21 protein-coding genes and 1 riboswitch are annotated in these 23,904 nt (G+C 37.7%); of the genes, 8 read left to right on the top strand and 13 right to left on the bottom strand.

From position 1 onward, the window contains the following. Positions 1-17 precede the first annotated feature (17 nt). The 10 genes from JOE23_RS00105 to JOE23_RS00060 all read right to left on the bottom strand — a co-directional run bounded on the left by JOE23_RS00105 (position 18) and on the right by JOE23_RS00060 (position 10,037). A complete protein-coding gene (locus JOE23_RS00105) occupies positions 18-845 on the bottom strand; it encodes a glycosyltransferase (RefSeq protein WP_239585189.1) in 828 nt (275 codons plus the stop codon). A gap of 4 nt (positions 846-849) precedes the next feature. Beyond that, on the bottom strand, positions 850-1,710 hold the full coding sequence (locus tag JOE23_RS00100) for an NAD-dependent epimerase/dehydratase family protein (protein WP_204435254.1): 861 nt from the start codon (positions 1,708-1,710) through the stop codon (positions 850-852). Positions 1,711-1,712: 2 nt separating this feature from the next. Continuing rightward, positions 1,713-2,339: a sugar transferase gene (locus JOE23_RS00095; RefSeq protein ID WP_204435253.1), complete on the bottom strand. Its 627-nt coding sequence runs from the start codon at positions 2,337-2,339 to the stop codon at positions 1,713-1,715. Between the two features lie 23 nt (positions 2,340-2,362). After that, positions 2,363-4,189, bottom strand: a complete 1,827-nt coding sequence (locus JOE23_RS00090) for a polysaccharide biosynthesis protein (RefSeq protein WP_204435252.1) — start codon at positions 4,187-4,189, stop codon at positions 2,363-2,365. A gap of 80 nt (positions 4,190-4,269) precedes the next feature. Continuing rightward, complete coding sequence (gene galU / locus JOE23_RS00085; RefSeq protein ID WP_204435251.1) at positions 4,270-5,154, bottom strand: UTP--glucose-1-phosphate uridylyltransferase GalU; 885 nt, start codon at positions 5,152-5,154, stop codon at positions 4,270-4,272. A gap of 33 nt (positions 5,155-5,187) precedes the next feature. Further along, on the bottom strand, positions 5,188-5,955 hold the full coding sequence (locus JOE23_RS00080; protein WP_204435250.1) for a tyrosine-protein phosphatase: 768 nt from the start codon (positions 5,953-5,955) through the stop codon (positions 5,188-5,190). A 547-nt stretch (positions 5,956-6,502) separates the two neighbouring features. Continuing rightward, on the bottom strand, positions 6,503-6,655 hold the full coding sequence (locus tag JOE23_RS00075; RefSeq protein ID WP_204435249.1) for a hypothetical protein: 153 nt from the start codon (positions 6,653-6,655) through the stop codon (positions 6,503-6,505). A 665-nt stretch (positions 6,656-7,320) separates the two neighbouring features. Further along, entirely contained in the window at positions 7,321-7,893 is a 573-nt protein-coding gene (gene thiT / locus JOE23_RS00070; protein ID WP_204435248.1) for an energy-coupled thiamine transporter ThiT, read from the bottom strand. 207 nt (positions 7,894-8,100) lie between these two features. After that, positions 8,101-8,208, bottom strand: a riboswitch (TPP riboswitch). Between the two features lie 400 nt (positions 8,209-8,608). Continuing rightward, complete coding sequence (locus JOE23_RS00065; RefSeq protein WP_204435247.1) at positions 8,609-9,298, bottom strand: CpsD/CapB family tyrosine-protein kinase; 690 nt, start codon at positions 9,296-9,298, stop codon at positions 8,609-8,611. Further along, entirely contained in the window at positions 9,273-10,037 is a 765-nt protein-coding gene (locus JOE23_RS00060; protein ID WP_204435246.1) for a YveK family protein, read from the bottom strand. The genes JOE23_RS00065 and JOE23_RS00060 overlap by 26 nt, the downstream gene beginning before the upstream one ends. 433 nt (positions 10,038-10,470) lie before the next feature. Between JOE23_RS00060 and JOE23_RS00055 the strand changes: the two genes are divergently transcribed. The 5 genes from JOE23_RS00055 (at position 10,471) to nrdG (ending at position 16,247) form a co-directional block, all read left to right on the top strand. Continuing rightward, a complete protein-coding gene (locus JOE23_RS00055; protein WP_204435245.1) occupies positions 10,471-11,187 on the top strand; it encodes an EAL domain-containing protein in 717 nt (238 codons plus the stop codon). A 27-nt stretch (positions 11,188-11,214) separates the two neighbouring features. Beyond that, positions 11,215-12,642 carry a zinc ribbon domain-containing protein gene (locus JOE23_RS00050; RefSeq protein WP_204435244.1) on the top strand — a complete coding sequence of 476 codons (1,428 nt, stop codon included), beginning with the start codon at positions 11,215-11,217 and terminating at the stop codon, positions 12,640-12,642. Between the two features lie 78 nt (positions 12,643-12,720). Continuing rightward, positions 12,721-13,557 carry a zinc ribbon domain-containing protein gene (locus JOE23_RS00045; protein WP_204435243.1) on the top strand — a complete coding sequence of 279 codons (837 nt, stop codon included), beginning with the start codon at positions 12,721-12,723 and terminating at the stop codon, positions 13,555-13,557. Positions 13,558-13,900: 343 nt separating this feature from the next. Further along, positions 13,901-15,778 carry an anaerobic ribonucleoside triphosphate reductase gene (locus tag JOE23_RS00040; protein WP_420827524.1) on the top strand — a complete coding sequence of 626 codons (1,878 nt, stop codon included), beginning with the start codon at positions 13,901-13,903 and terminating at the stop codon, positions 15,776-15,778. A 4-nt stretch (positions 15,779-15,782) separates the two neighbouring features. Then, positions 15,783-16,247, top strand: a complete 465-nt coding sequence (nrdG, locus tag JOE23_RS00035; protein ID WP_204435242.1) for an anaerobic ribonucleoside-triphosphate reductase activating protein — start codon at positions 15,783-15,785, stop codon at positions 16,245-16,247. A gap of 185 nt (positions 16,248-16,432) precedes the next feature. Here nrdG and JOE23_RS00030 read toward each other — a convergent pair whose 3' ends face one another. Together JOE23_RS00030 and JOE23_RS00025 are read right to left on the bottom strand one after the other, a co-directional pair. Further along, complete coding sequence (locus JOE23_RS00030) at positions 16,433-17,386, bottom strand: NERD domain-containing protein (RefSeq protein ID WP_204435241.1); 954 nt, start codon at positions 17,384-17,386, stop codon at positions 16,433-16,435. Position 17,387: 1 nt separating this feature from the next. Then, the gene (locus JOE23_RS00025; RefSeq protein ID WP_204435240.1) at positions 17,388-18,080 is read right to left on the bottom strand and encodes a hypothetical protein; all 693 of its coding nucleotides are present in this window, start codon (positions 18,078-18,080) and stop codon (positions 17,388-17,390) included. Between the two features lie 211 nt (positions 18,081-18,291). Here JOE23_RS00025 and JOE23_RS00020 point away from each other — a divergent pair, with 211 nt between their 5' ends. From JOE23_RS00020 to JOE23_RS00010, 3 genes are all read left to right on the top strand, one after another. Continuing rightward, positions 18,292-19,461, top strand: a complete 1,170-nt coding sequence (locus JOE23_RS00020; protein WP_204435239.1) for an MFS transporter — start codon at positions 18,292-18,294, stop codon at positions 19,459-19,461. 228 nt (positions 19,462-19,689) lie between these two features. After that, positions 19,690-20,766: an LCP family protein gene (locus tag JOE23_RS00015; protein ID WP_204435238.1), complete on the top strand. Its 1,077-nt coding sequence runs from the start codon at positions 19,690-19,692 to the stop codon at positions 20,764-20,766. A 343-nt stretch (positions 20,767-21,109) separates the two neighbouring features. Continuing rightward, positions 21,110-21,316 carry a transposase gene (locus JOE23_RS00010; protein ID WP_239585210.1) on the top strand — a complete coding sequence of 69 codons (207 nt, stop codon included), beginning with the start codon at positions 21,110-21,112 and terminating at the stop codon, positions 21,314-21,316. Between the two features lie 358 nt (positions 21,317-21,674). Here JOE23_RS00010 and JOE23_RS00005 read toward each other — a convergent pair. After that, positions 21,675-23,904 (bottom strand): SH3 domain-containing protein (locus tag JOE23_RS00005; RefSeq protein WP_204435236.1); only part of this gene is annotated, 2,230 nt, incomplete at its 5' end.

Raw genomic sequence — 23,904 nt, 5'->3', positions numbered from 1 at the left:
TAAGCATACTAGCTAATTCATTTTTGTTGTCTTAAATATTTGCTAGAAAAGTATTTTAACATCCACATGGGTGCCACAAACATAAATAATTGTCCACTAGTAACCACCATTAAATCAATTAGTGAACAATGCCCTCGTCTCCATATAGTATACTGAACATCGATATAACTTTTACAGTAAGACCAACTTTTTCTTCGTTTAAAATTATCTTCATTCGATCTGAACAAAAGTAAAGATTCATCAATATTAGCAGCCTTGTGGCCTTTATTAATCATCCGGGAAAATAAGTCTAAATCTTGCTTTCTTCTTAGATTACCGTACCCTCCACTACTAATAACTGCGTCTTTCTTAAACATGACAGTAGGGTGGTTAAAAGGACTTCTTCTCTTAATGAATGCAACAATATCTTTGTGACTTGTAGGTACAACCCTTGAAGATACAACATTAGAAGGTTTCTCATAAAACTCATCAATCATTGCTCCTACAATACTTAATTCACTATTTTCTTGAAACATTTTCAACTGTTTTTCACAGCGCTCTGGTAGTGAAATATCATCAGTATCCATTCTTGCCACTAGTTGATTTGAACAGTAGTTCAAACCTATGTCTAAAGCTTTGCCAAGACCCACATTAGTTTCTAGTGGAACCAATTTGATAAGGGAACTAAACTTTCTATGATAAATTGAAAGTATGTCTTCTAATTCCTGAGTTAACTCTCCATCTTTCACAATAATGATTTCATCAGGTTTGACTGTTTGTTCTAACATACTATCAATACTTTTTGTAAGATATTCTGATTTTTCTTTATAATATAGAGACATTAATACGCTATACTTCTGATCCAACCTATTACCCACTCTCTGTTACTCGAATCGATGTTTTTAAATCATTGACTTGGTATTCATGTTTATAGTCACTAATCGCCTGCTCATACACAAGATTACCAAACACTTTATTGACAAGTTGGATTCGATTAATAAATGGTTTGATTAATGGATTAAATATTTTTATTAATCTGATGTGCTTTCCATGTGTTTCTGCAATTAAACTTACCATCTCACTTGTCTTAACGTATGCTTTATTTTGCGGAAAGAATAACCCGGATTCCTCATGGTCAATCACTAGACGTAAAAATTCGGTTAAGTTATCGATATGCAACATGCTTCGTTGGTTATCGATATTAGGGAAAAACGGTAGTTTTCGTGCTACTTTGGCTAGCTTCGGATAATTTCCTTTTGAACCTTTCCCATAAATCATTGGTGGACGCAAAATCATCACTTTAAACTGCTCATCTGAGATCGACATGATACCTTCTTCTGCTTGAAGTTTACTGTCACCATAGAAATTACTTGGATTAGGCTTCGTTTCTCTAGTGATGACTTGCATCTCTTTGGAGCTATCACCATATACAATAATACTGCTCATAAAGATAAATTGTTTTACGCCTTCTGCTTTAGCTTTTTTGGCGGTTTCAATCGTTAGATCGCGATTGACTTTATAATATAAATCTTGTAGTTTTGGATCTCTCGATACATGCGCAATCCCGGCAACGTGAAAGACGACATCATAGGGAGAGAAGTCCGCTTCTTTCCACTTGTCGTCTCGCATATCTAAGCTATTGATCTGATAATCATCGGGATATTGGGCTAGCCAGTGCGTTAAGCTGTTGCCAATATAACTGTTTTTACCTGTAATTAAAATGCGCTTCATCGTTAGATGGACTCCTTCGCTTTTTGTTCTGCCTGTTCAGTCTTGCCTGTTCCGCCTTCAACGACGCCATCACTTCTTAATACTGAGAGGAAGGTCCCGAAAAAGCATTTCAGATCCATTTTCACTCCGAAATTTTTAATATATTCACCGTCTAGACGAGCTTTTACCTCTATTGGCAATTCGTCACGCCCATTAATTTGTGCCCAACCGGTTAAGCCAGGAAGCACATCATGGACATTGTACTTATCGCGTTCTTCAATTAAGTCATATTGGTTCCATAACGCGGGGCGCGGACCAACGATCGCCATTTGTCCAGCTAAAATATTAAAGATTTGTGGTAATTCATCAAGACTTGTTTTACGCAAAAACTTGCCCATTGTCGTAATGTATTGGGTGGGATCAGCTAAAAGATGTGTTGGTGTATCTTTAGGTGTATCTATCCGCATCGTTCTGAATTTTAAGATATGAAAGGGCACTTTATCTTTACCTATTCGCTTCTGTCTAAATAGAATAGGACCTTTTGAATCGATTTTAATTCCAATGATAAGAACAAGAAACACAGGCACAAGTAGGATAAGGCCGACCATGGCTAAGGTGATATCTACTAATCTTTTAATTTTGATGTACATGGTGATCATCTCCTTTAAAACGTTTAAGAAATGCTCGATTTAACTTCCTGATCCGCATAGACGATCCGCATAAGTTCATCTTTCAGCTGTTGTTGATTATATTGATCAAATTGGTCAATTAATCGTAATAATTCATTGGTATCGACTGCTCTTGTGCGCCCAACATAGATCTTTTTATAAATTTCTCCGGGGTGTATTTCATCATCATCAAGTAATTCTTCATACATCTTCTCACCCGGTCGAATGCCGGTGAATTCTATTGGGATATCTTCTAGTGTATAGCCTGATAGTTTAATAATGTTTTTTGCTAAGTCAACAATTTTAACAGGTTCGCCCATATCTAGCACAAAAATTTCGCCACCTTTGGCTAGTGTGCCTGCTTGAATAACTAAACGCGATGCTTCTGGTATGGTCATAAAATAACGGGTCATATCTGGATGCGTGACGGTGACAGGGCCTCCATTGGCAATCTGTTTTTTAAACAGTGGAATAACCGAGCCACGACTGCCGAGTACATTACCAAATCGAACGGCAACAAACTTGGTTTCACTCTTGGCTGCTAAATCCTGAATCACCATTTCAGCAATCCGTTTTGTTGCTCCCATCACATTAGTTGGATTAACCGCCTTATCTGTTGAAACAAGGACAAAGGTATCAATATTATAAGTGTCAGCAGCTTCGGCAACATTTTTTGTACCAATCACGTTATTCTTAATGGCTTCATGTGGATTATATTCCATCAATGGTACATGTTTATGGGCAGCGGCATGATAAATGATGCTCGGTTGATAGTCACTAACAATCTCAAACATCCGCGCCCGATCTTGAACATCGCCGATTATTGGAACGATCTCCGTTTCTGTTCCAGCAAAAACTTGGCGTAACTCCATATCAATCGAATAGATACTAAATTCACCATGTCCGACTAATAGGATTCGACCTGGATTAAAACGCATCAATTGCCGACAAATTTCCGAGCCAATTGATCCCCCGGCTCCTGTGACCATTATCGTATGACAAGAAACATATTGTGAGATCGCTTGAATATCCAACTCAACGGGTGGGCGCCCTAATACATCTTCTACATCAACATTACGCAATGCCTTAACTGATACACGCCCCGTCGCAATATCTTCAATTTTCGGCAAAATTTGCACCTTTGCTTCTGTTTCATTACAGCTTGCTATAATTTCAGTCAGCTCACCGTTGCGCAATGAAGGGATCGCAATAATAATATGATCAATTTTTTTCATTTCAACCACTTTTGCGATATCAGCAGTTGTTCCAGCGACTCGGATATTAAAGAGGTGCATTTTTTGTTTAAAGAGGTCGTCATCTACAAAAGCCACCGGATAAAGATCAGAACCGCTAGGTCCTGTTGTTAATTGACGGGCAATCATCGCGCCTGCAGCACCAGCACCAACAATTAATGTCCGTTTCCGCTTCTTATCTGAACTAATGTAGCGATCTCTAAATAAGCGCCAAATGAAGCGTGACCCACCGATAAAAGTCACATGTAACAACCAAGTCACAATCAATGCGCGCCGATAAACAGTAAAGTTATTAATAAAAAATTGAATAATAGCTGTTGAAATCACAGATAGAGAGACAGCATAGACAATTGCTTTAAGCTCATTCACACTCGCATAAGCCCAGACTTTATGATAAAGTTTAAATAAGAATGCATATATATGGTGAAAGATCAATAATGCTAGCATACTTGCAAATACGGTAGTGGATGACCAAACTGTCATCGATGGATAGACAATCCACGATGCTACAATAATTGTTGATCCAACAACTAGTGTATCTAATAGAATAAGTAAAATCATCCGATTTCGATAGGACATAGGACGAGCTCCTTTTAATAAATTCATCTTTATGGATATGAAGAGAATGCAGCACAATTCCTGCAACTAAATCATTTTAATTATTGCTTCACTTTAAACTGCTCTGTCAATTCAAGTAACATCTTCTTGACATCCTCACCAATCTCTTTATCTTGTAAAGCAAATTCAATCGTTGTTTGAACAAAACCAAGCTGTTCACCCACATCAAAACGATGCCCTTGAAAATCATAGGCGTAAACCTTTTGGATTTCATTTAACATTTGAATCGCATCGGTTAACTGAATCTCCCCTCCAGCACCAATTTGCTGACGATCTAAGAAGCGAAAGATTTCTGGTGTGAAAACATAGCGTCCCATAATCGCTAGGTTAGATGGCGCTGTACCCAATGCTGGTTTTTCAACAAAGTGATTAACTTGATAGCGACGGCCATTTTTATCACCTGGATCAACAATGCCATAGCGATTCGTGCGGTCTTCTGGTACTTGTTGCACACCAATCACTGATGATTCTGTTTCTTCATATTGATTAATCAACTGTTTTAAGCATGGCACATCACTTTGGACAATGTCGTCACCTAGAAGGACAGCAAATGGTTCATCGCCAATAAACTTACGCGCACACCAGACGGCGTGACCTAAGCCTTTCGGTTCCTTTTGACGTATATAATGTATATCAGCCAAATTCGTTGACTGCTCAACTTTATGCAATAAATTAAGTTTATTCTTTTCTTTTAAATTTTGCTCAAGTTCTGGTGCGAAATCAAAATGGTCTTCAATTGCGCGCTTTCCTTTACCTGTTACAATAATAATATCCTCAATTCCTGAAGCAACCGCCTCTTCAACAATGTATTGAATCGTTGGTTTATCAACAATTGGCAACATTTCTTTTGGCATGGCCTTCGTTGCCGGTAAAAAGCGAGTCCCTAAACCTGCGGCTGGAATAATTGCTTTTTTGACTTTCTTCATTATATATTAGCTCCTTTACCGAAAGGTATCGTTTTAAAATAGACCGAGAAACTTTTTCTTTGTAATCCGATGTGGCTCATCAACATAAATCGTTTCGCCATCTATTAACAGTTGTGCATTTTCCATAAATGTATATAAGTAGTGTTGACCATACAAGTCCTTGAATTGCTCCGTTGCTTCCGCCATCATAAAGCTTCGTGATTTGAGATTATGCGCATCTGAAGCAATAAAATGTGTTAAATTCGTTTCAATTAATTCATGAGAAAATTTCTTAATCTTCTTACCAAATTTACCAACAAGACTTGCTGCAGTCACTTGTGTTAACACCCCATTACGAACGAAATCATAAAGGTGATTAGGATGTTCTAATAATTCTGTATTCCGTTCTGGATGAACAATAATTGGTGTTATATTATTCACTTGCAAATCGAATAATAGCTTTTCTGTATACCTTGGCACATGGTTAGTAGGTAATTCAACAAATGCATATTGACTTGTCTCATTTAGAGTTAATAATTCGCCTCGCTCGAAATCTTCAACCATTTCCCCATAAATTCGTATTTCTTGTCCCGGTAAAATCGTTAATGGAATATCAGCTTCATTAATTTTTGCGTTCAATTGTTTAACATGTTGTAAGATTGATAGCTTATTATTTTCATACTGACCATTTTTATGATGAGGTGTTGCAATAATCGTATGAACCCCTTGACAAACAGCTTCCTTCGCCATGGCTAAACTGTCCTCAAGCTGCTTTGCCCCATCATCAATTCCGGGTAATATATGACAGTGTATGTCGATCAAATGCAACACTCCCCTTTCGTTTGACTTTATTTGGTTTCGTTTGAGGTCAACACTAAAAGTATAGCAGTTTCCTTCAGTAATTGAAACCTCAGTTAACTCTTTTTAATCGTTGAATGTATTAAAATTAATGGTAGAATAAGCTTAATTTACTAACTAATTCACTCCATACTTCTAAGTAACCTAAAATAAATCAAACAACTTCCTTTTTTTAAAACGCTGAGGCTGTTCAACCTCAAGCATCTGCCCATCAACTAAAGCTGAAGCATTCATTTAGAGTATTAAGCCTCGACCGCCATGCTGTTTTTTAATGAGCTGATCAGCTTCCTCTATACAGAAGGGTGAGTCAGACACCTGAATCTATTAAGTGAGCAAGTTCTGCATCTCGTATTTCTGCTACGAAGTTTTTAACTTTTTTGCCATACTTTCAAGTAAGACTTTGTTTTAAAACTTGCGCCAATATCCATTCATAGAGTAGATTGGGTGTGGATAGAATGTGTTATTTCGCTCAGGTTGCGTTACAATTGGCGTCAAACCATGAACTTTCAGCTCAAATAATAGCCGTTTCAATTGCGCGGGGAATCGCCTCAAAAGGTAATTCAATATAGATATGACTGCTATTTCGATTAATCTCTAATAAGTGACCGCGCTCGTGATCTCTAATCATATCATGATAGAGATAAACTTCTTGTCCAGGTATCACGGTTACTTTTATCCCTTCAGCCTCTAAGCGATCATTTAATAAACGAGTTTCCTCTAGATATGTTGGCTTTTAGATTGTTAAAATGACTACGCTTATGGTGCAGTAGCTATAATCATATCAGCACCTTCACTCGTAGCAATTCTCCCTATTATAACATTTTCTTCCATAAGCATGGATCTATCATCAAAGTTGGAAACAGGTGACAATGTGTATCAATCATGGAAAACATCCTCGTGTCTGAATTCTTTCCATTCTTAAACAAAACTTATTACATTTCTAATCGATGTATAAGTCGAATTGTAAACTAAGAAAGCAAAACTGCTATATTTAACATATTATAACAGCCTCCAATTAAAAATCATATCATCCAAATTTTCTATTTTTCAAATTAAATAGTTCTTTTTACTCATTACTTAAGAATCTACCACAAACCCCGAAATAAGTAAATAATCTACCATATATAACTTTCCTGCTCAGAGCTGTCATCTTTCTTGCCAGAATACTTTTTTACGCGCGAACACTCGCTTTTTTCGTGCGTTCGCTCAATCCTTTCATGCGATTTCCTCGTTTGTCGTGCGTTCGCTCGAAAAACTTAGATTAAAAAAAGAACCACCTGTAATTAGGCAGTTCTCAGATCTTACGGGTCCTATGAGGATAACCGGAATTTAAGCAGTTGTTGCGACTAGATTCGGTCGCTTATTGAACAAGAAGCTCACAGCAAGTACGTTGATAAAGAAAGATGGCAACAAGTATGAGCCATTATAAACAAGTGAGTAGACCCAAATGTTCATCCCATCAATTAATGATTCAAAAAAAACGACACCTGCTAAATAGTGGGCAACAAACCGTAATAAAATGCCGACAAGCACACCTAGTGTTACCATACCAATAAAGCGTTTTGTATTGTCATTTTTCAAAGCTGACTGGACCGCAGGCGCAAAGAGACCGGCTAAGCCAAGTACGGTGAAGGCAACAGGGTAATCTAGAGCGCCTTGAACAGGATGGGCAATCCAAGCCGTGCCTGTTGCGATTTGTAACAACCCAAAAAGAAATCCTGCAAGTAAACCACCTTTTAATCCCCAACGAAAAGCAACAATAAAAATCGGGATCATCGCAAATGACACCGATCCACCTTGCGGCCATATTTTAAATGCTAGAAAAGGTAATAAGTCTAAAGCAAGTGCAAGTGCTGTAAAAACAGCAATTTCAATTAAAAATAATGTTTGTTTTGATTGCAATGGCTTTTCCTCCTAAATCGTTAATAAATTTGCCAAGCTAAGCAGTAAATCTGACAATTTGAAAAATGCAGATGCACTTATCTTTATAAAAAACTGCATTTATCTATTTACACTTAGAAAGTACAACACTTTCTAGCGCACACAAAAAAAGCAATGCCTAGGGGATGCTTCCTGATGGAGGACCCACTTACATTGCTTCATTCGTGCCATCAAAAAAGCCACCATCCCTACGCTAGTACTAACTAACAGGTTCATAGGGTCAGAACATAACGTGTTCAATCTCAGCTGACCAATTCAGCTCCCCTTGAAGGCTTGTATCATATACTTTTTTTGTTATTTTCATTATACCGAAACCTTAGATAAGACGCAACGATCAAATAAGCTCAAATCAAAATATCTTTCCACTTACCTTATCACATCAAGATGTTAGAGCAGATCAACTGACCATCATTTTAAACTAGCAAAGAAAACGAACCTTCAATGATTTGTTTGGTAAGTAAATCAGGACATTAGTGGCGGCCGTTATCACGCGTCTAAATAAATAAGCTATGCTATCTATATTAAAGTCGGGTGATTGACGGACGTTTATCGGTGATAAATATGATCAAATGAAAAGGATATTTTTGATTTAATACGAAGGCTCTCACTATCTTTTGATAGTGAGAGCCTTTGTTTTATCTTTTTAACTTTGTATGACCATCAATGATCGTATTTTCTATTCTCCGTAATAATAATACTGATTCTTCGTAACTTCCCGATCATTAAGGACAACACCTAATAACTTTGACTTGGCGGGTTCAAGTAGTTCTTTCGCCTTCATTGCTGAGTCTTGATCGGTTTGTTTACTTCGCACGACAAGTAAGGAGCCATCTACCACATTCGCTAAAATTTGTGCATCGGTCACAGCTAAAACTGGTGGCGTATCAAAAATAATCAAGTCATAATGGCCCTTCGCTTCTTCAATAACTTGTTTCATCGCCTTTGAACCGAGTAATTCTGACGGGTTTGGTGGAATCGGACCGGAAGATAGAATATCTAACCCATCAACATCCGACTTCGTTAGCGCTTCAAGTAAGGACATCTCCCCTACTAATACACTGCTTAATCCTCGCCGATTATCAACACGGAAAGTGTAATGCACTGTCGGCTTGCGCATGTCAGCATCGACAAGCAAGACTTTCTTTTCTTGCTGAGCAAAAACTATCGCTAAATTAGCGACCGTTGATGATTTCCCTTCAGAAGGGCCAGCTGATGTTACAAGCATCGTATCAAGGGTTTCATCTACTGCAGCAAATTGCAAGTTCGTTCTAATTGTCCGGTATTGTTCAGATATCGGTGAACGCGGATTAAGCTTTGTAATTAAATGGCGTACATTATTATTAACTAGTTTTTTTCGCTTTGCCATGTAGACTTCCCCTCTCTCTGGTCGTTCGTGCCGCTACATGACTTGACACAGCCAAATCACGATCGTTTATGTGTGAGACAACACCGATAACTGGTAAGGACAGTACTTTTTCTACATCGTCTTCTGTTTTCACAGAAGTGTCTAAAAACTCCAGCAAAAAGGCAAGACCTACACCTACCATAGCTCCTAATACAAAGGCAATTGCCGCATTTAATGTGAGATTTGGACTAACCGGTGATGGATTAGCAGATAATTGCGCTTCATTTAAAATGCTGACATTATCCACCTTCATCAGCTCATCAATCTGATCTTGAAAAACTTCAACAACGGTATTCGCAATCGTGACCGCCATCGCTGGATCAGGGTCTGTCGCCGTCACCGTAACAACTTGTGAATTATCTTCATTCCCTACTGATAATTTATCACTTAATACATTCGAGGAAATGGTTAAATCTAATTCATTAATCACTTCATTTAATATGCGATTACTCTTAATAATGACATTGTAAGTATTAATTAGTTCAACATTTGTCCGTATGTCATTTAACTCAACCGCTGACTCGGTTTGTGCATTATTTTGATTAACTAAAAATTGTGAGTTCGCCTGATAAATTGGCGTAATAAAGAAAATCGTCACCAATCCGCTAATCAGTGTAGCTCCAATGGTTAATGATAAAATAAGACCGAGTCGCTTTCTAATGACTTGGACGATTTCTTTTAGTGAGATAGTTTCCTCCATATAAAAAGTCCTCCTGCTTAAACGCTTTCTCTATCATTTCCTGCTTTATTCATCAATGATTCTATTACACAGAAAACATTATAGCATAATTAATTGTCGAATTGGGGGGTATATTAGTCATTTTTAAAATTAACACTGTCAAACATTAAATGAAACTTCATTCAGTGAGCGTTACAACTAAATTGGTAGTTGAAGGAATCAGTTAGTTCCTGCCTAAATAGGTTATCTATGCTGAATATTTGAGGTAGGCGTTTTACGGGTCGTTATCTGTAATAAAAAAAGATGACTTAAGTCATAAGCACCAGAAGAATAATGGGTAAATTGTTCTTATTTTGTCGATTTTATTGGAAATCTGAATGATTTTGGTATACTTGTAATGGTGCATAGTTTTATTATACATAGTTGTAAAAAAAAGGCTCAGGGGGCGCTAAATATGTTGATTGATCGTTTTATTGACGAGCAGAAATTTTACCATCATTTTCAACCGATTTATTATCTTCAGACTAATAAACGTTTAGGAGTTGAAGCATTATTAAGATCGACTGATTTCCCAAATCCTGAATTAGCATTTGAAGCGGCCAGACGTAGTGGACGATTGTATCAGCTTGATACGGCTTCTATAAAAAAGGCAATCGCTACCTTTGCTGCTTCGACCATTAGTCAAGATCAAGATCGACTATTCGTTAATGTATTGCCCTCTACATTAGTTAACGATCGCTTTCCTGCTTTTATTGAACAAGCGCTTGAACACCATCAATTATTAGCGAGTCAAATTGTGCTTGAAATCTCTGAGTCTGAGCGTATGGATCAGTTAGCTAACCTCTACTATCGAATCAATCAACTCAAAACAACAGGACTTTACTTTGCTTTAGATGATTTAGGTAAAGGTTATGCTAATTTTGATGTCATGATTGGCCTTGATTTTGACTACATTAAATTGGATCGGTTATTCAGCGCACAACTTCAAAAATCGAGTAAAAAGAAAGCATTGATTCAATTTTTCAGGGATTACAGTGAAAGCCAGGGGATTGGTTTAATTTTAGAAGGCATTGAAACGAATCAAGAATATAAACTGGCTTGCCAACTTGGTGTTCATTGTGGGCAAGGTTACTTTTTAGGGCGCCCTACTTCTTTAGAACAGCACCAATGATTACTATTTTTAGCAAAGGATGATGAAATGAATTTTTGTAAACATTGTGGTCAACAGCTTAATGAACACGATCATTTTTGTAAGAGCTGTGGGGCCGCTATTCAGACCGTTCAGCAAGCGCTGACGACAGGCGAGCAAAAACAATCGATCAGTAAAAAAATCAAACAAGCAAGTAAAAAACAAAAAGTCATTGGCTTTTCGCTTATCGCTATTATTATTATTTTCATTGCAATCTATCAAATAGGGCAGCAGTTTATGAGTGTCGATCGTTTGATTAATCAATTTGAAACAGCAATAACTGAGCGTGATGCCGACGCACTAGCGTCTATACTCACAACGAATAATCAAGATTTAGAAATTGATGCAGATCGTATTGAACGCTTGTTCGAATATCTTGAAGAGTATCAGATGGATTCAAGTATGTTAGCCGACAACCTCCGCCTGAAATATAACGGTGAACTTGAAGATGACTTAAATAACTTTTTGCCATTTGATATTCAGGAAGACTCAATGTTTTTCTTTAATCGCTATCAAATCGTTGTTAAACCGATCACGATAAGCGTCGATGCAGATTACGCCGATACAGTGATTCAACTAAATGGTGAAACAGTGGCAACAACCGATCAAGACAATCAAACGATCGATATTGGCCCACTATTACCGGGACTGTATTTTCTCGAAGCCGAATTCGAAAGTGAGTTTGCCTATTTAACTGATGCTAGAGAATTGGAACTTTTCAATCAAGATGATCCTTATATCGAGTTATACTTCTCAAGTGACTCTGTACAATTCTCTGTTGACTATAGCTTAATTGCTGAAGAGATACAATACTATATTGACGATCAAGAAGTGGAGCTTGATGATCAATATAGCTATCGTCCCATTTCATTCGATAAAGTTAACTCAGCTTATGCGACATTATCTTTTCCTTGGGGAGAAGTCCAATCCGAGCAAAGTTCAGTTGACGCACGGATTGTGTACTTAGATGTTGACTCACCCTTAGATGAAGCAGCTAAGACGTCGATAATTGAAGTGGTTGATCAATTTGGCACAGAATTTATTGAGGCACATGTTGAACGCGACCCTGATTATTTTAATGTAACAGATGAGTGGGTACTAGATGAATATTTGATTGATAGTATTGAGGATATGATCGACAATGACCTTTATTGGCACGGATCTCATATTGAGACGCTAATTGATTTAGACAGCTTTTACGTTTGGTACGATGAAGACGAGCAAAGGTTCTATACAGATGTTGATGTTGAATATCACTTTCAAATTGCAGAAGCTGAGTCTGAAGATGACTTAGCGGAACAAGATCTAGAAGCTGTGGAAAATACTGTTCAACTTGATCTGATCTATGATCAAGCACAAGACCAGTGGCTCATTCATGATTACTGGCTAAAATACAGTTTTGACAGATCAAACCTTGAACAGATTACCCATGACTAATTTAATGCTAGATTAGATCGTTATTTTTCGCTATAATAGGCAAAGTCATTAATTTTTTAAAAGGAGAGAGATGAAGTTATGAAGTGTCCTAAATGTCAAGCAACTCTTGACGAAGATGCCGTTTTTTGCACCCATTGTGGGGCAAAAGTTCAAGAGGAAACAGCAACAGAGCAAGCACCTGTTGTTCATACACCAGCAAGCGAAGTCAATCAACAAGATAATGTAGAAACAGGTTCTCAGCAACAAGCGGAGCAGCAAAATCAAACGGCAACAGAAAATGCTTTCCTAGCAACGAGTAAAGATGTAGGTCAGAAATATTGGCAGTTTGCTCTTAATGCAATTAAGCAACCTTTTCAAACAAGTCTTCGAATGACCGACCAACGAGATGATACGATTAATGGTATAATTACACTTGTATTATTTGCTTTCTTGTTCGCATTACAATCCTATCTTGTCGTCTTAAATCAAACATATGGTTTTTTAACTCCATCATTCTGGGATTTAGGGATGAAGTCATTTTTTTATACGGTTATTACTTTTGCACTTATGATCCTTATTACATTTGGAATCATGGCATTATTTAAAATAAAGGTAAGCTACATCAAAACATTAACCCATTTCGCAGCTTTGCAAGTGTTACCAACAGCGATCGCCCTTGTCTCATTACTAATCACTTTATTAGGTAGTTATGAGCTAAGTAACCTGCTGATTTATTTTTCTCTATTGATTTTTCTAATTCATACTGTCAGCCAGTTCTTTGTTCTTAGAGAAGTTTATGATCACAAAAGAAAAACAGACGTGACTTATATGGTTCTCTTATTTTATGTCGGCTTATATATTCTCATTTTATTATTCGGAGAACTCATTGTTGCTAGTTTCTTTTATAGCTTTCTCAATACACCATTCGGTCTTTAATTAACAAGTGCTTTTATTTATCACAGATAACTGCCCGTCGTAAAATAGAGAGCAGCGCTCATCTATTTAGGCGGGTGCTAACGGACGCTAGCTCAACGACCAAGCAGTGGGAGAAGAACGCCTCCCGCTACTTGGAGGTTCGTTTTATAGTAATTCTATTAGACACAAAATTGTCACAATCGCGTGAAAGATTGGCACTGTTGGATTTTAATGATTATTGATCATTTTTTGTGATTTATGCAACTGTTCAGAGAAAAACGAATATGCTAAACTAGGTTTCAATACAAGATGTTGTGTTGGAACCTTTTATTTTATACAATATATAGTGTCAGGAGTGGATGGTATGCAAACACCAACAATGACAAATCGAAGCAATGATCAATTAATGATGGCTCTTAGCGAGATTGTCGATGCTAGTAATCAAGACTTAATACAGGAAAATGCCAATGTCGATGGCCAATCCCCAATGGGGCAAATGTCTAAGTTTGGCTCTGAGGCAGCTAAGCATTATGCCAAAAGTGAATTATTGAGCTCAGATGTGGTTGAGGCAATGAATAATAATTTCATTCACCCGCATGACCTCGACTTTATGCCGACAGGAACAACCACATGTGCACAAATTCCGCTTGGTGCCATTTTAAAAGATGGCTTTAATACTGGGCACGGTTATATGCGAGAACCTGCTGATATTGTCAGTGCAATGGCATTGTCTTCTATTATTTTTCAATCTAATCAAAACATGCAACACGGTGGCCAAAGCTATCCGATGTTTGATTATGACTTAGCTCCATATGTACGCAAGTCTTATTTAAAACATAAGCGTCGTTTAGCAAATTATCCGATCGAATGGGATCAAAATGAACTTGAAGCAACAGCTTGGCAAGAGGCTGATCGTGATGTCTATCAAGCTTGCGAAGCGTTCGTACATAATTGTAACTCCATGCACTCACGCGGTGGCGGACAAGTTCCATTTGTCTCTGTCAATTATGGAACAGATACGTCCAAGGAAGGACGCATGCTTGTTAAAAATTTATTGCGCGCAACAAAAGCTGGACTTGGAAATGGCGAAACACCGATCTTCCCTATTCAAATTTTTAAAATGAAAAAAGGATGCAATTTCCAAGAAGAAGATCCAAACTACGATTTATATCAGCTTGCACTGGAAACAACTGCGAAGCGACTATTTCCTAACTTTAGCTTTATTGATTCAAGTGTGAATGTCCAACATTATGATGGTACACCAGAATCAGAAGTATCTTACATGGGATGTCGAACACGGGTAATGGCTAATCGTCATGGTGATGAAAATAGTATTCAACGAGGCAACTTGTCGTTTACATCGATTAACCTTGTTAAAATGGCCCTTGTTTCACAAACCGTTGACGGCTTCTTTGATCAGCTTGGTCATTATGTTGATCTCGTAGTTAAACAACTGTTAGAACGCTTTGAATTTCAAGCACAAAAACAAGCCCAGCATTTTTCCTTTTTATATGGTCAAGGTGTATGGAAAGGAAGTGAACAGTTAAAACCAACTGACACACTTGAAGAAGTCCTTAAGCAAGGGACACTTAGTGTCGGATTTATCGGACTAGCTGAAGCATTAGTCGCGTTAATAGGTGAGCATCATGGCCAGTCAGACCGCGCTTATCAACTCGGTTATCAAATCGTTCAATTTATGCGCGAACGCGTTGACCAAGCTTCTGATCTATATGACTTAAACTTTTCATTAATTGCCACACCAGCAGAAGGTTTATCAGGTCGCTTTACGAAAAAAGATCGTGAAAGCTTTGGTATTATTCCAGGGGTTACAGAGCGTGACTATTATACAAACTCGTTCCACATTCCCGTTTATTATCAAATTCGAGCGATCGATAAAATTCGTCTTGAAGGCCCCTTCCATAAAATCTGTAACGGTGGTCACATTTCATATATCGAATGTGATGGGGACGTCACCAAAAATATAAAAGCACTCGATACACTTGTCAAAGCGATGGCTGAACATGATTTTGGCTATGGGTCAATTAATCACCCTGTCGATCGCTGTAATGACTGTGGCTATACAGGCATTATTAACCAAAGCTGTCCAAGTTGCGATAATGCTGATGAAGAGAAGATTGAGCGTATCCGGCGAATTACCGGCTATCTCGTGGGTGACATGAAAAAATGGAACACCGCAAAACGAGCTGAAGAAAGCCAACGCGTTAAACACCAAGGTAAGTGATTTTATGCGTGTATTGAATATATTGCATGACTCTGTTGTTGACGGTGAAGGGATGCGAACGGTCATCTTCTTTGCTGGCTGTCCACATTTTTGCAAAGGATGTCACAATCCAGAAAGCTGGAATATTCGCAATGGTAGTGAAATGTCAGCTGATGAAATTGTTGCTGAGGTAATGAGCAATCCTTTATGTGATGTTACCTTATCTGGTGGCGACCCTTTCTTCCAAGCAGGTGAAGTTGCTGAAGTCGCTAAACGATTACGAGAAAACGGGAAAAACATTTGGGCATATACGGGTTACACACTTGAGCAACTCCTAGAATTAGGTGGCGATTATACGAAATTATTAAAACAATGCGACGTCCTAGTAGATGGACCATTTATCTTGGCTGAACGTGATCTCAGTCTTGATTTTCGCGGCAGTCGAAACCAACGTATTATTGATTTAAACGAAATTGCGGAACTGGCTTAAGCCAGTTCCTTTTTTCATGCGATTGCTCCTTCCTTTCGTGCGAATTTCTCATCTTTCGTGCGATCGCTCCTTCCTTTCATGCGAATTTCCTATCTTTCATGCGATCGCTCTTTCCTTTCGTGCGAATTTCCTATCTTTCATGCGAATTTCCTATCTTTCATGCGATCGCACGAAAAATTAATGACTTATACCAGTGGATTCAAATCATATCGTGTTTGCTTGCCTTTTCCTTGAAAAGGCAGCTGTGCTTTCAAGAGTAATCGTCTGATCGTATAAGGGGAGTCGACTTTTAAAAAGTAACGTGCTTGTTTATTTGTTATATATCGTGAAATTAACTTTCGATAATCAATTAATGCATCTATATGAGCATCATCATCTTTCATCTCACATATCGGACATTTCCATGTTCCATGTACCCGCTTAACCAATCCTTTTTTGCAATGCCTGCAGTGAACGCCAACTTGAATTTCACTGAAATCAATATCGAATCTCGTCAGCACATCTTCTTGCTTTCTAACATGTAATTGCTTGAGATGATTAGCCAGCTTTCTGATTTGATTAAACGTTGTTATCACTTCATAACGTTGATTTAACACGGTTAACCTTTCAGGTAACTGCTGGATCAAAATGCAATCTTCAGGCTCACTATCATTTAAAATCACATTATCGTGACTAAATACGACAATAGGATGGATCGGTCGTTGGGCATAACCTAAGTCACTCAATAACATCGCTAGTTGGTTACTTTGTAGTTGTGCTTGGGTTAAGGGGTCGGGAAAACTTCTCTCGTTGCCATTGTATAGCTGAATGAATTGTCGTGCCTTGTTAAATGAAACGTGTCCGCTTAAATGCTTTACTTCAATGACGTAACAAGCAGCTCTCGTTAATATTAAGCGATCCATTTGAAAATAGTGATCACCCCTCCGCAAACGTAAACTAGCAAGTTGACACGCTTGACTGAAGGATGTCAATTTCAAATAATAATCCAGCTGCTTCTCTCCATTAAATCCTGCTTTCTCCCTTCGATAATGATCTTGAATACGTTCAATGCGTTGATCTCGCTTCTGATAACGTCTACTGACAACTTCTAATTGCTGAAGAAGCTCCGTTTGCTCTAATGTCAATATAGTTTCAATCATCTTAATACTGATCCTTTCTAAATAACCGATTTAAGCAATAAATAGGTTGGTTAGCTTTTGTGATATAAGGTAATTTAGCTTCACGAATCAGCGGAACAATTGATTGTTCTGAAGGTAAACCAAGGCATTGATAAAGCTGGCTTAATGACAAATGTGGACCATAAAGGATAGCAAATTCTCTGAGGGTATTAACATAAGCATGTGGATAGTAATGATGACAGTTCGGACACGACCAAGCTTGTTGCTGATAAGTTAACATAACTGTTCGACAATTTGGACACCAAACCCCTTTCTTAATTGCTGTGTCAGGAACGTGATATGTGGAGATGATCCGATTGCAACTATTTTTCTGAGTGAAGATTTGCTTGATATACCTAAGTTCAGTTGGAGAAAGATAAACCGTTTGATAGTGGTGAGCAATTGAGGCGATATCACAAAAAGGATCGGATAACGGGTGGATCGGAACATTCAAAGTTGAGGGGAGCCGTGATTTAATCGAAATGAATTTTCGATTAGCTTGTGGGTCAATGATAAATAGTACAGTTGGTGTAATGAGAAGCGCATCGACAACTTCACTATAATTAAATTTTAAATATGGATAACGGGTTTCTAAGTTAAGTCGACGTTGATACTGATGTTGGTAAGCCTTAAGTAGAACACTTAACCTTTGATAATGCGCACCATATCGATCCAATCGCGGGAGAAGAATCCCTAATTGAATATGTTGAGGGTCACGGTTAACTATTATTATTACCTCCTTTAATGCTACGATTTTTTCATTATAGCGATGAAAGTAGAAAAAAGCGAGACTTTTGACAAAAATAGAATCGGTTCGACAGTTTTCTTTTTGTTCCTATTGATATATACTATACTTCGTATAACGAATAATTAATAGGAGTGTCTATATGGCTTTACAAATAAATGCCGAAAAAATATGGACGAAAGATTTTGCCCTTATTTGTGTAGCAAATTTCTTTATTTTTTTGGGCTTTCAAATGACTTTACCCACGATTCCTCTTTTTGTTCAAGAGCTTGGTGGCACTGATCAAATGATTGGTTTAATAACAGGTATTTTTACATTTTCATCTTTATTGTTTCGACCTTATGCAGGACATGCACTTGAATCAAAAGGTAGACAAATTATCTATATGACAGGTCTGGCTATTTTCGTCCTGTCTGTTGGTTCCTATGCGATCGTTCCTACCATCGCATTTCTCCTTATCATGCGTCTCGTTCAAGGGGTTGGTTGGGGATTATCTACCACTGCGACCGGAACGATCGTTACTGATTTCACACCACTTAACCGACGTGGTGAAGGGATGGCTTATTTTGGTTTTTCAGGAAATCTTGCGCTTGCTATCGGACCTACACTTGGATTAACGCTGGCAGGGACGCTTAACTTTACCCCACTTTTTTTAATTATCGCATCACTTGGACTGATTGCTATCTTACTAGCGACACAAATTAATTATAAAAAAGTTGAAGCCATGCCCAATAAATCGACAACTGTAAAATTTGATATTTTTGAAAAAAGTGCTGTTAAACCCTCTGTATTGCTGTTCTTTGTCACGGTTACTTTTGGGGGGATCACATCTTTTCTTCCATTATATACTAACCAACAAGGCGTCCAAGGGATTGAACTCTATTTCTTATGCTACGCTATTGCTTTGTTGATTTCTAAAACATTCTGTGGCAAGTTGTATGACCTAAAAGGGCATATTTATGTTTTTTTACCAGGTGCAGTTTTAGTCGTGTTAGCGATGCTTAAGCTGTATTGGTTACCTGGAAGCTGGGCCTTACTCGTCGCAGGTGCATTATATGGTCTAGGATTCGGCAGTATTCAACCTGCACTTCAAGCTTGGGCCATTAACGCAGCGCCAACTCAGCGGCGTGGGATGGCCAATGCAACTTTTTTTGGCGCATTTGATTTAGGTGTTGGTGCTGGTGCGATGCTATTTGGTTTGATCGCCTCATTACTCGGTTATCAATTCATTTATTTATTTGCCGCTTTATCTGTATCAATTACCATGATGGTTTATATTGGGTTATTGATTAAATACGGTCAAGAAGGGTAAACTAAAAACGCTGTTAACAAAACCACTAACCTTTTCATTACCATTTATTGAAAACTTACTAATATAAAAACCTTGTAACTTTTATCATAAAACAAGAGACTAATAGTGTAGAACTTTACAAATTTGTTACAACTATTAAATATATGAATAAACCAATTTACCTTTCATTTTAATAATAGTACAATAGTTGTTAGTGTTATGTATTTTGTTAAGTTAAGGGGATTAATGATGAAAAAAAATAATCAAGCTAGATCACGAGCAATGAAAAGACAAGTTAAAAAAAGAAGTCGCAAGCGAAAGCTGATTTTATTTATATTAGTACCGATTTTACTGTTGGTTACGGCCACATCTGTTTACGCCTTAAATATGCTAAATCGAGCACAAACTGCTGTAGACAATGCCTATGAAGATGATGGCAGAGACCGTTCAGAATTGCGTGACATTGATGTTGATCCCGGAAAAGATCATGTATCGATTTTGTTTATTGGTATCGATCAAAGTGAACATAGAGATAATGAAGGCAATGCACTCTCAGATGCGTTAGTATTAGCAACATTAAATAAAGACGAGAATAGCGTAAAATTACTTAGTATTCCTCGTGATTCATACGTCTATATTCCAGAAGTAGGTTATAATGACAAAATAACGCATGCCCATGCTAGAGGTGGTTCTCGTGCTACCATTGATGCCGTTGAAGGCTTTCTAGATATCCCAGTTGATTACTTTGTCCGCCTTGACTTTCATGCTTTTGTTGATGTCGTCGATGCTTTAGGTGGAATAAACGTTGACGTACCTTATGAATTTACTGAAATGGATTCTAATGACCAAAAAAATACTATCCATCTATTCCCTGGAAAACAGGAAGTTAATGGAGAAGAAGCTTTAGCTTTAGCACGGACAAGAAAATTGGATAGTGATATTGAACGTGGTCGTCGTCAACAAATGATCATGGAATCAATTTTAGACAAAGCGGTATCAATAGGTTCTGTCAATCGATTAGGGAACATCATTGATGCCGTTGGTGACAATATGGCCACTAATTTAACTTTTAATGAAATGACAAGTTTTATTTCGTATGGTATTTCTGGTGATTTAAATGTTGAAACCTTAAACCTTGAAGGTAGTGATCTTTATTTAGAGAATTCAGTTGGTCAAAATATTTATTATTATCAACTCGATGAACCCCATTTAGCTGAGGTTAAAACGATATTAAAGACACATTTAGACTTAATGGACAAAACAGAGCAATTTGGAACAGACAATGCTTACTTAGAGAATCAAAATGAAACTAATCTGACACCTTAATATTATTAGCAATAGATAAAATGAAAATTCAAATAAATCAAATCTTTAAATATAACGGCCTTCTCCTGTTCTTTAAAAGGTGAGGGCTGTTTTTTACCCTGTACAATATTTGGTATCGGTGAATGCTTTTGATGAAGTTATTGCTTGATCATCAAAAGCATTCACCGATACCATTTTTCTGTTTATAGATAGAAAACAAGTAAATTTCCCTGTAGAATTAATTTTAACCACGAAACAACCTGGACGTCGAAAGTAAACACAAACGTATGAGATAAAGTTACCAGTACACTTGTCATTGGATAAATTTAAGTATACGAAAGGACCATGGCGTTAATTTATATTGATGGGGAATCAAGGGAAATTTCCTGATATTCTCCCTCATCGAGTTGACCGTACAATCAAAGGTCATTTTATCACCTACTACACTCTAGAACAGCGCACAAAAGTAAAGACTGTCACCATTGATATGGTTGCGGCTTACGTTAATATTATTAAGAAACGCTTTCCTAACGCAGACATCATCATTGATCGTTTTCACATCGTTCAATGAATCAGACGCGGGTTAAGGCTATCCATATCTTTAATACGTCTAACGGTGAAGATGTAAAACGTATCGCTAGCTAAAAGGTTACTGGCGACTGTTACTTCAATCACGCCTCCCATACAGAGTATAAGCACTACCGACTGTTTGGCCAGTTCTATTGGCACGATGCTGAACTGTAAGTTAACTATGAGCTGTATCAAAACCTCTTAAGCGCTTTTTATAACAAAGACTATAACGAGCTCTAGAGCTTGCGCGTTATTTTGTTTAAATTTTCATAACCCAAACATAAATAACAGAGCCTAAAAAACCTGTAAAGAAATATAATTTTATATTTCTTTACAGGTTTATTTAAGAAATGTTTGAATTAACGAATGCTAAGGTATTGATGATTTGAACCAGCGCTAATCCAAGCCTGACTATTTTCAAAATGAATTTGATACCATCCATTTGATGTAACTAAATTATCATTGGAATCCAGTACACCTCTTACTACATTACCATTATTTAAATTGCCAACAATCGTGTTGCTTGTACTAGGACCACTTCTAACATTTAAACTGGTTGCAGTGATTTGCAACACATTAAGAGCATTAACATATTGTTCAGAAATCCAACCTTCAGTTCCATTGTAGATAGCTTTGTACCAGCCTTTATTATTTGTACCTAACAACTCTAATCTAGTGTTTCTATCCGCTATAGTCGTAATAATTGTACTATTAGAAGCGGTAGAAGGTACTGATCTGAATCTGACACCTGTACCAGTAGTAATACCAACAGAACCACTAGGAAAATCAGTGAATTCAATTACATTGGGTGGTGGATTGGGACCACTATAGCCAGGTTGATTCTGGAACTGTGGCACATCAAATTTTAGTAAATAATTATCTAAAGAATTGTAAATGTTTGCAATTCTATTTGTTGGTATCTGTGCCCAGGCAACATGTGTTGCATACTGATGGTGTCCAGGATTACCAGGATTCCATCTCATTTTATATAATGTGTCTTGTCCAACACTAATATAATTTCTGGCAACAAATTCTGCCCCCCCAATAATCGCAGCTTCAGGGGTAAACCAACCTTTATTATAGGCATATTGAGCACCACTAGAAACAGCAGAACCGTCGTAAGCAGCTGTACCATACATATTATATACTTTTCTACCATTTACGGTAACACCTTGAGCTAACGCTGAAGAACCATTTCCTGTTTCGTGCAATGCATGAGCAATAAGATAAGCTTCATTGATATTAAAACGGTTTGCAGCCTCTATAAATGCACCAGCTGTCCCAGCCAAAGTTCCTGTTGAACTATTTAAAATTGAACGATTGACTTCACTGGCGTTTAACCCTGCAGGTGAAGATAGAACAAGGAATTGATAGAAGCCGTTTTCTCCTTCTCTAAAGTTAGAAGGATTCGCATAGTATTCAACTAAGTTTCTACCTGCATCAATGGTCCCTGTACCATTTGCTTGTGGGCTACGGGTCATCTGAATATCTATCATACTACTAAACGTATAGTTGTAATTAGTATAATGGATGTTTGTGATCGGATCGAATCTGACATCATTTTTATGAATATATCCAGTTCTTTGTTGCCCATTAATGATCACAATTGCTTGATACCATTCAGACGAGAATGTTTTGAACTGCAAGGATTGCCCTCTAGAATAGGATCTTAAAGTGCTAGAATCTCTTGATGCTCTTGAATAGACGTTAGTGGTAGACTTATCTGCATAACCGGTTAGAGATTCCTGGGTGTCAGAGATTGTTTCAACATCATTTTTATGAATATATCCAGTTCTTCGCTGCCCATCGATGATCACAAGCGCTTGATACCATTCGTTAGAGTATGTTTTGTACATCAGAACATGCCCTGATTGATAAGACCGCAAAACGTTGGAATTTTTTGAAGGTGCTGAATAAACATGGGTTTGCTTTAATGCAATACCTTCTAGTGACTGCTGATTAGATAAATCAAGTGTTTCAACATGATCCTTATGAATGTACCCTGTCTGTTGTTGCCCATTGATAATCACAATCGCTTCATACCAGTTGGCAGAAAGGGTTCTGTACTGCAAGAGGCGACCCGGGCTATAGGATCTTAATGCACTAGAGCTCGTAGATGGCTGTGAATAAACATGGGTTTTATCACGTAAACTAAGACCCTGCAGTGATTGCTGATTAGAGCGATCAAAGGTTTCAACATGATCCTTATGAATGTACCCTGTCTGTTGTTGCCCATTGATAATCACAATCGCTTCATACCAGTTGGCAGAAAGGGTTTTGTACTGCAAAAGGCGACCCGGGCTATAGGATCTTAATGCACTAGAGCTCGTAGATGGCTGTGAATAAACATGGGTTTTATCACGTGAACTAAGACCCTGCAGTGATTGCTGATTAGAGCGGTCAAAGGTTTCAACATGATCCTTATGAATGTACCCTGTCTGTTGTTGCCCATTGATAATCACAATCGCTTCATACCAGTTGGCAGAAAGGGTCCTGTACTGCAAAAGGCGACCCGGGCTATAGGATCTTAATGCACTAGAGCTCGTAGATGGCTGTGAATAAACATGGGTTTTATCACGTGAACTAAGA

It is taken from the genome of Amphibacillus cookii, from assembly GCF_016908375.1.
Taxonomy (GTDB): Bacteria; Bacillota; Bacilli; order Bacillales; family Amphibacillaceae; genus Amphibacillus_C; species Amphibacillus_C cookii.
Note: the sequence above shows the minus strand (reverse complement) of the source record. Positions and strands in the feature narration are given on the sequence as shown.

Bases quoted from the DNA above. Each gene is read 5' to 3' on its own strand.
- JOE23_RS00100 (WP_204435254.1), bottom strand. From the start codon at position 1,710: ATGAAGCGCATTTTAATTACAGGTAAAAACAGTTATATTGGCAACAGC.
- JOE23_RS00095 (WP_204435253.1), bottom strand. From the start codon at position 2,339: ATGTACATCAAAATTAAAAGATTAGTAGATATCACCTTAGCCATGGTC.
- JOE23_RS00090 (WP_204435252.1), bottom strand. From the start codon at position 4,189: ATGTCCTATCGAAATCGGATGATTTTACTTATTCTATTAGATACACTA.
- galU (WP_204435251.1), bottom strand. From the start codon at position 5,154: ATGAAGAAAGTCAAAAAAGCAATTATTCCAGCCGCAGGTTTAGGGACT.
- JOE23_RS00065 (WP_204435247.1), bottom strand. From the start codon at position 9,298: ATGGCAAAGCGAAAAAAACTAGTTAATAATAATGTACGCCATTTAATT.
- JOE23_RS00060 (WP_204435246.1), bottom strand. From the start codon at position 10,037: ATGGAGGAAACTATCTCACTAAAAGAAATCGTCCAAGTCATTAGAAAG.
- JOE23_RS00055 (WP_204435245.1), top strand. From the start codon at position 10,471: ATGTTGATTGATCGTTTTATTGACGAGCAGAAATTTTACCATCATTTT.
- JOE23_RS00050 (WP_204435244.1), top strand. From the start codon at position 11,215: ATGAATTTTTGTAAACATTGTGGTCAACAGCTTAATGAACACGATCAT.
- JOE23_RS00045 (WP_204435243.1), top strand. From the start codon at position 12,721: ATGAAGTGTCCTAAATGTCAAGCAACTCTTGACGAAGATGCCGTTTTT.
- JOE23_RS00040 (WP_420827524.1), top strand. From the start codon at position 13,901: ATGCAAACACCAACAATGACAAATCGAAGCAATGATCAATTAATGATG.
- nrdG (WP_204435242.1), top strand. From the start codon at position 15,783: ATGCGTGTATTGAATATATTGCATGACTCTGTTGTTGACGGTGAAGGG.
- JOE23_RS00030 (WP_204435241.1), bottom strand. From the start codon at position 17,386: ATGATTGAAACTATATTGACATTAGAGCAAACGGAGCTTCTTCAGCAA.
- JOE23_RS00020 (WP_204435239.1), top strand. From the start codon at position 18,292: ATGGCTTTACAAATAAATGCCGAAAAAATATGGACGAAAGATTTTGCC.
- JOE23_RS00015 (WP_204435238.1), top strand. From the start codon at position 19,690: ATGAAAAAAAATAATCAAGCTAGATCACGAGCAATGAAAAGACAAGTT.
- JOE23_RS00010 (WP_239585210.1), top strand. From the start codon at position 21,110: ATGGGGAATCAAGGGAAATTTCCTGATATTCTCCCTCATCGAGTTGAC.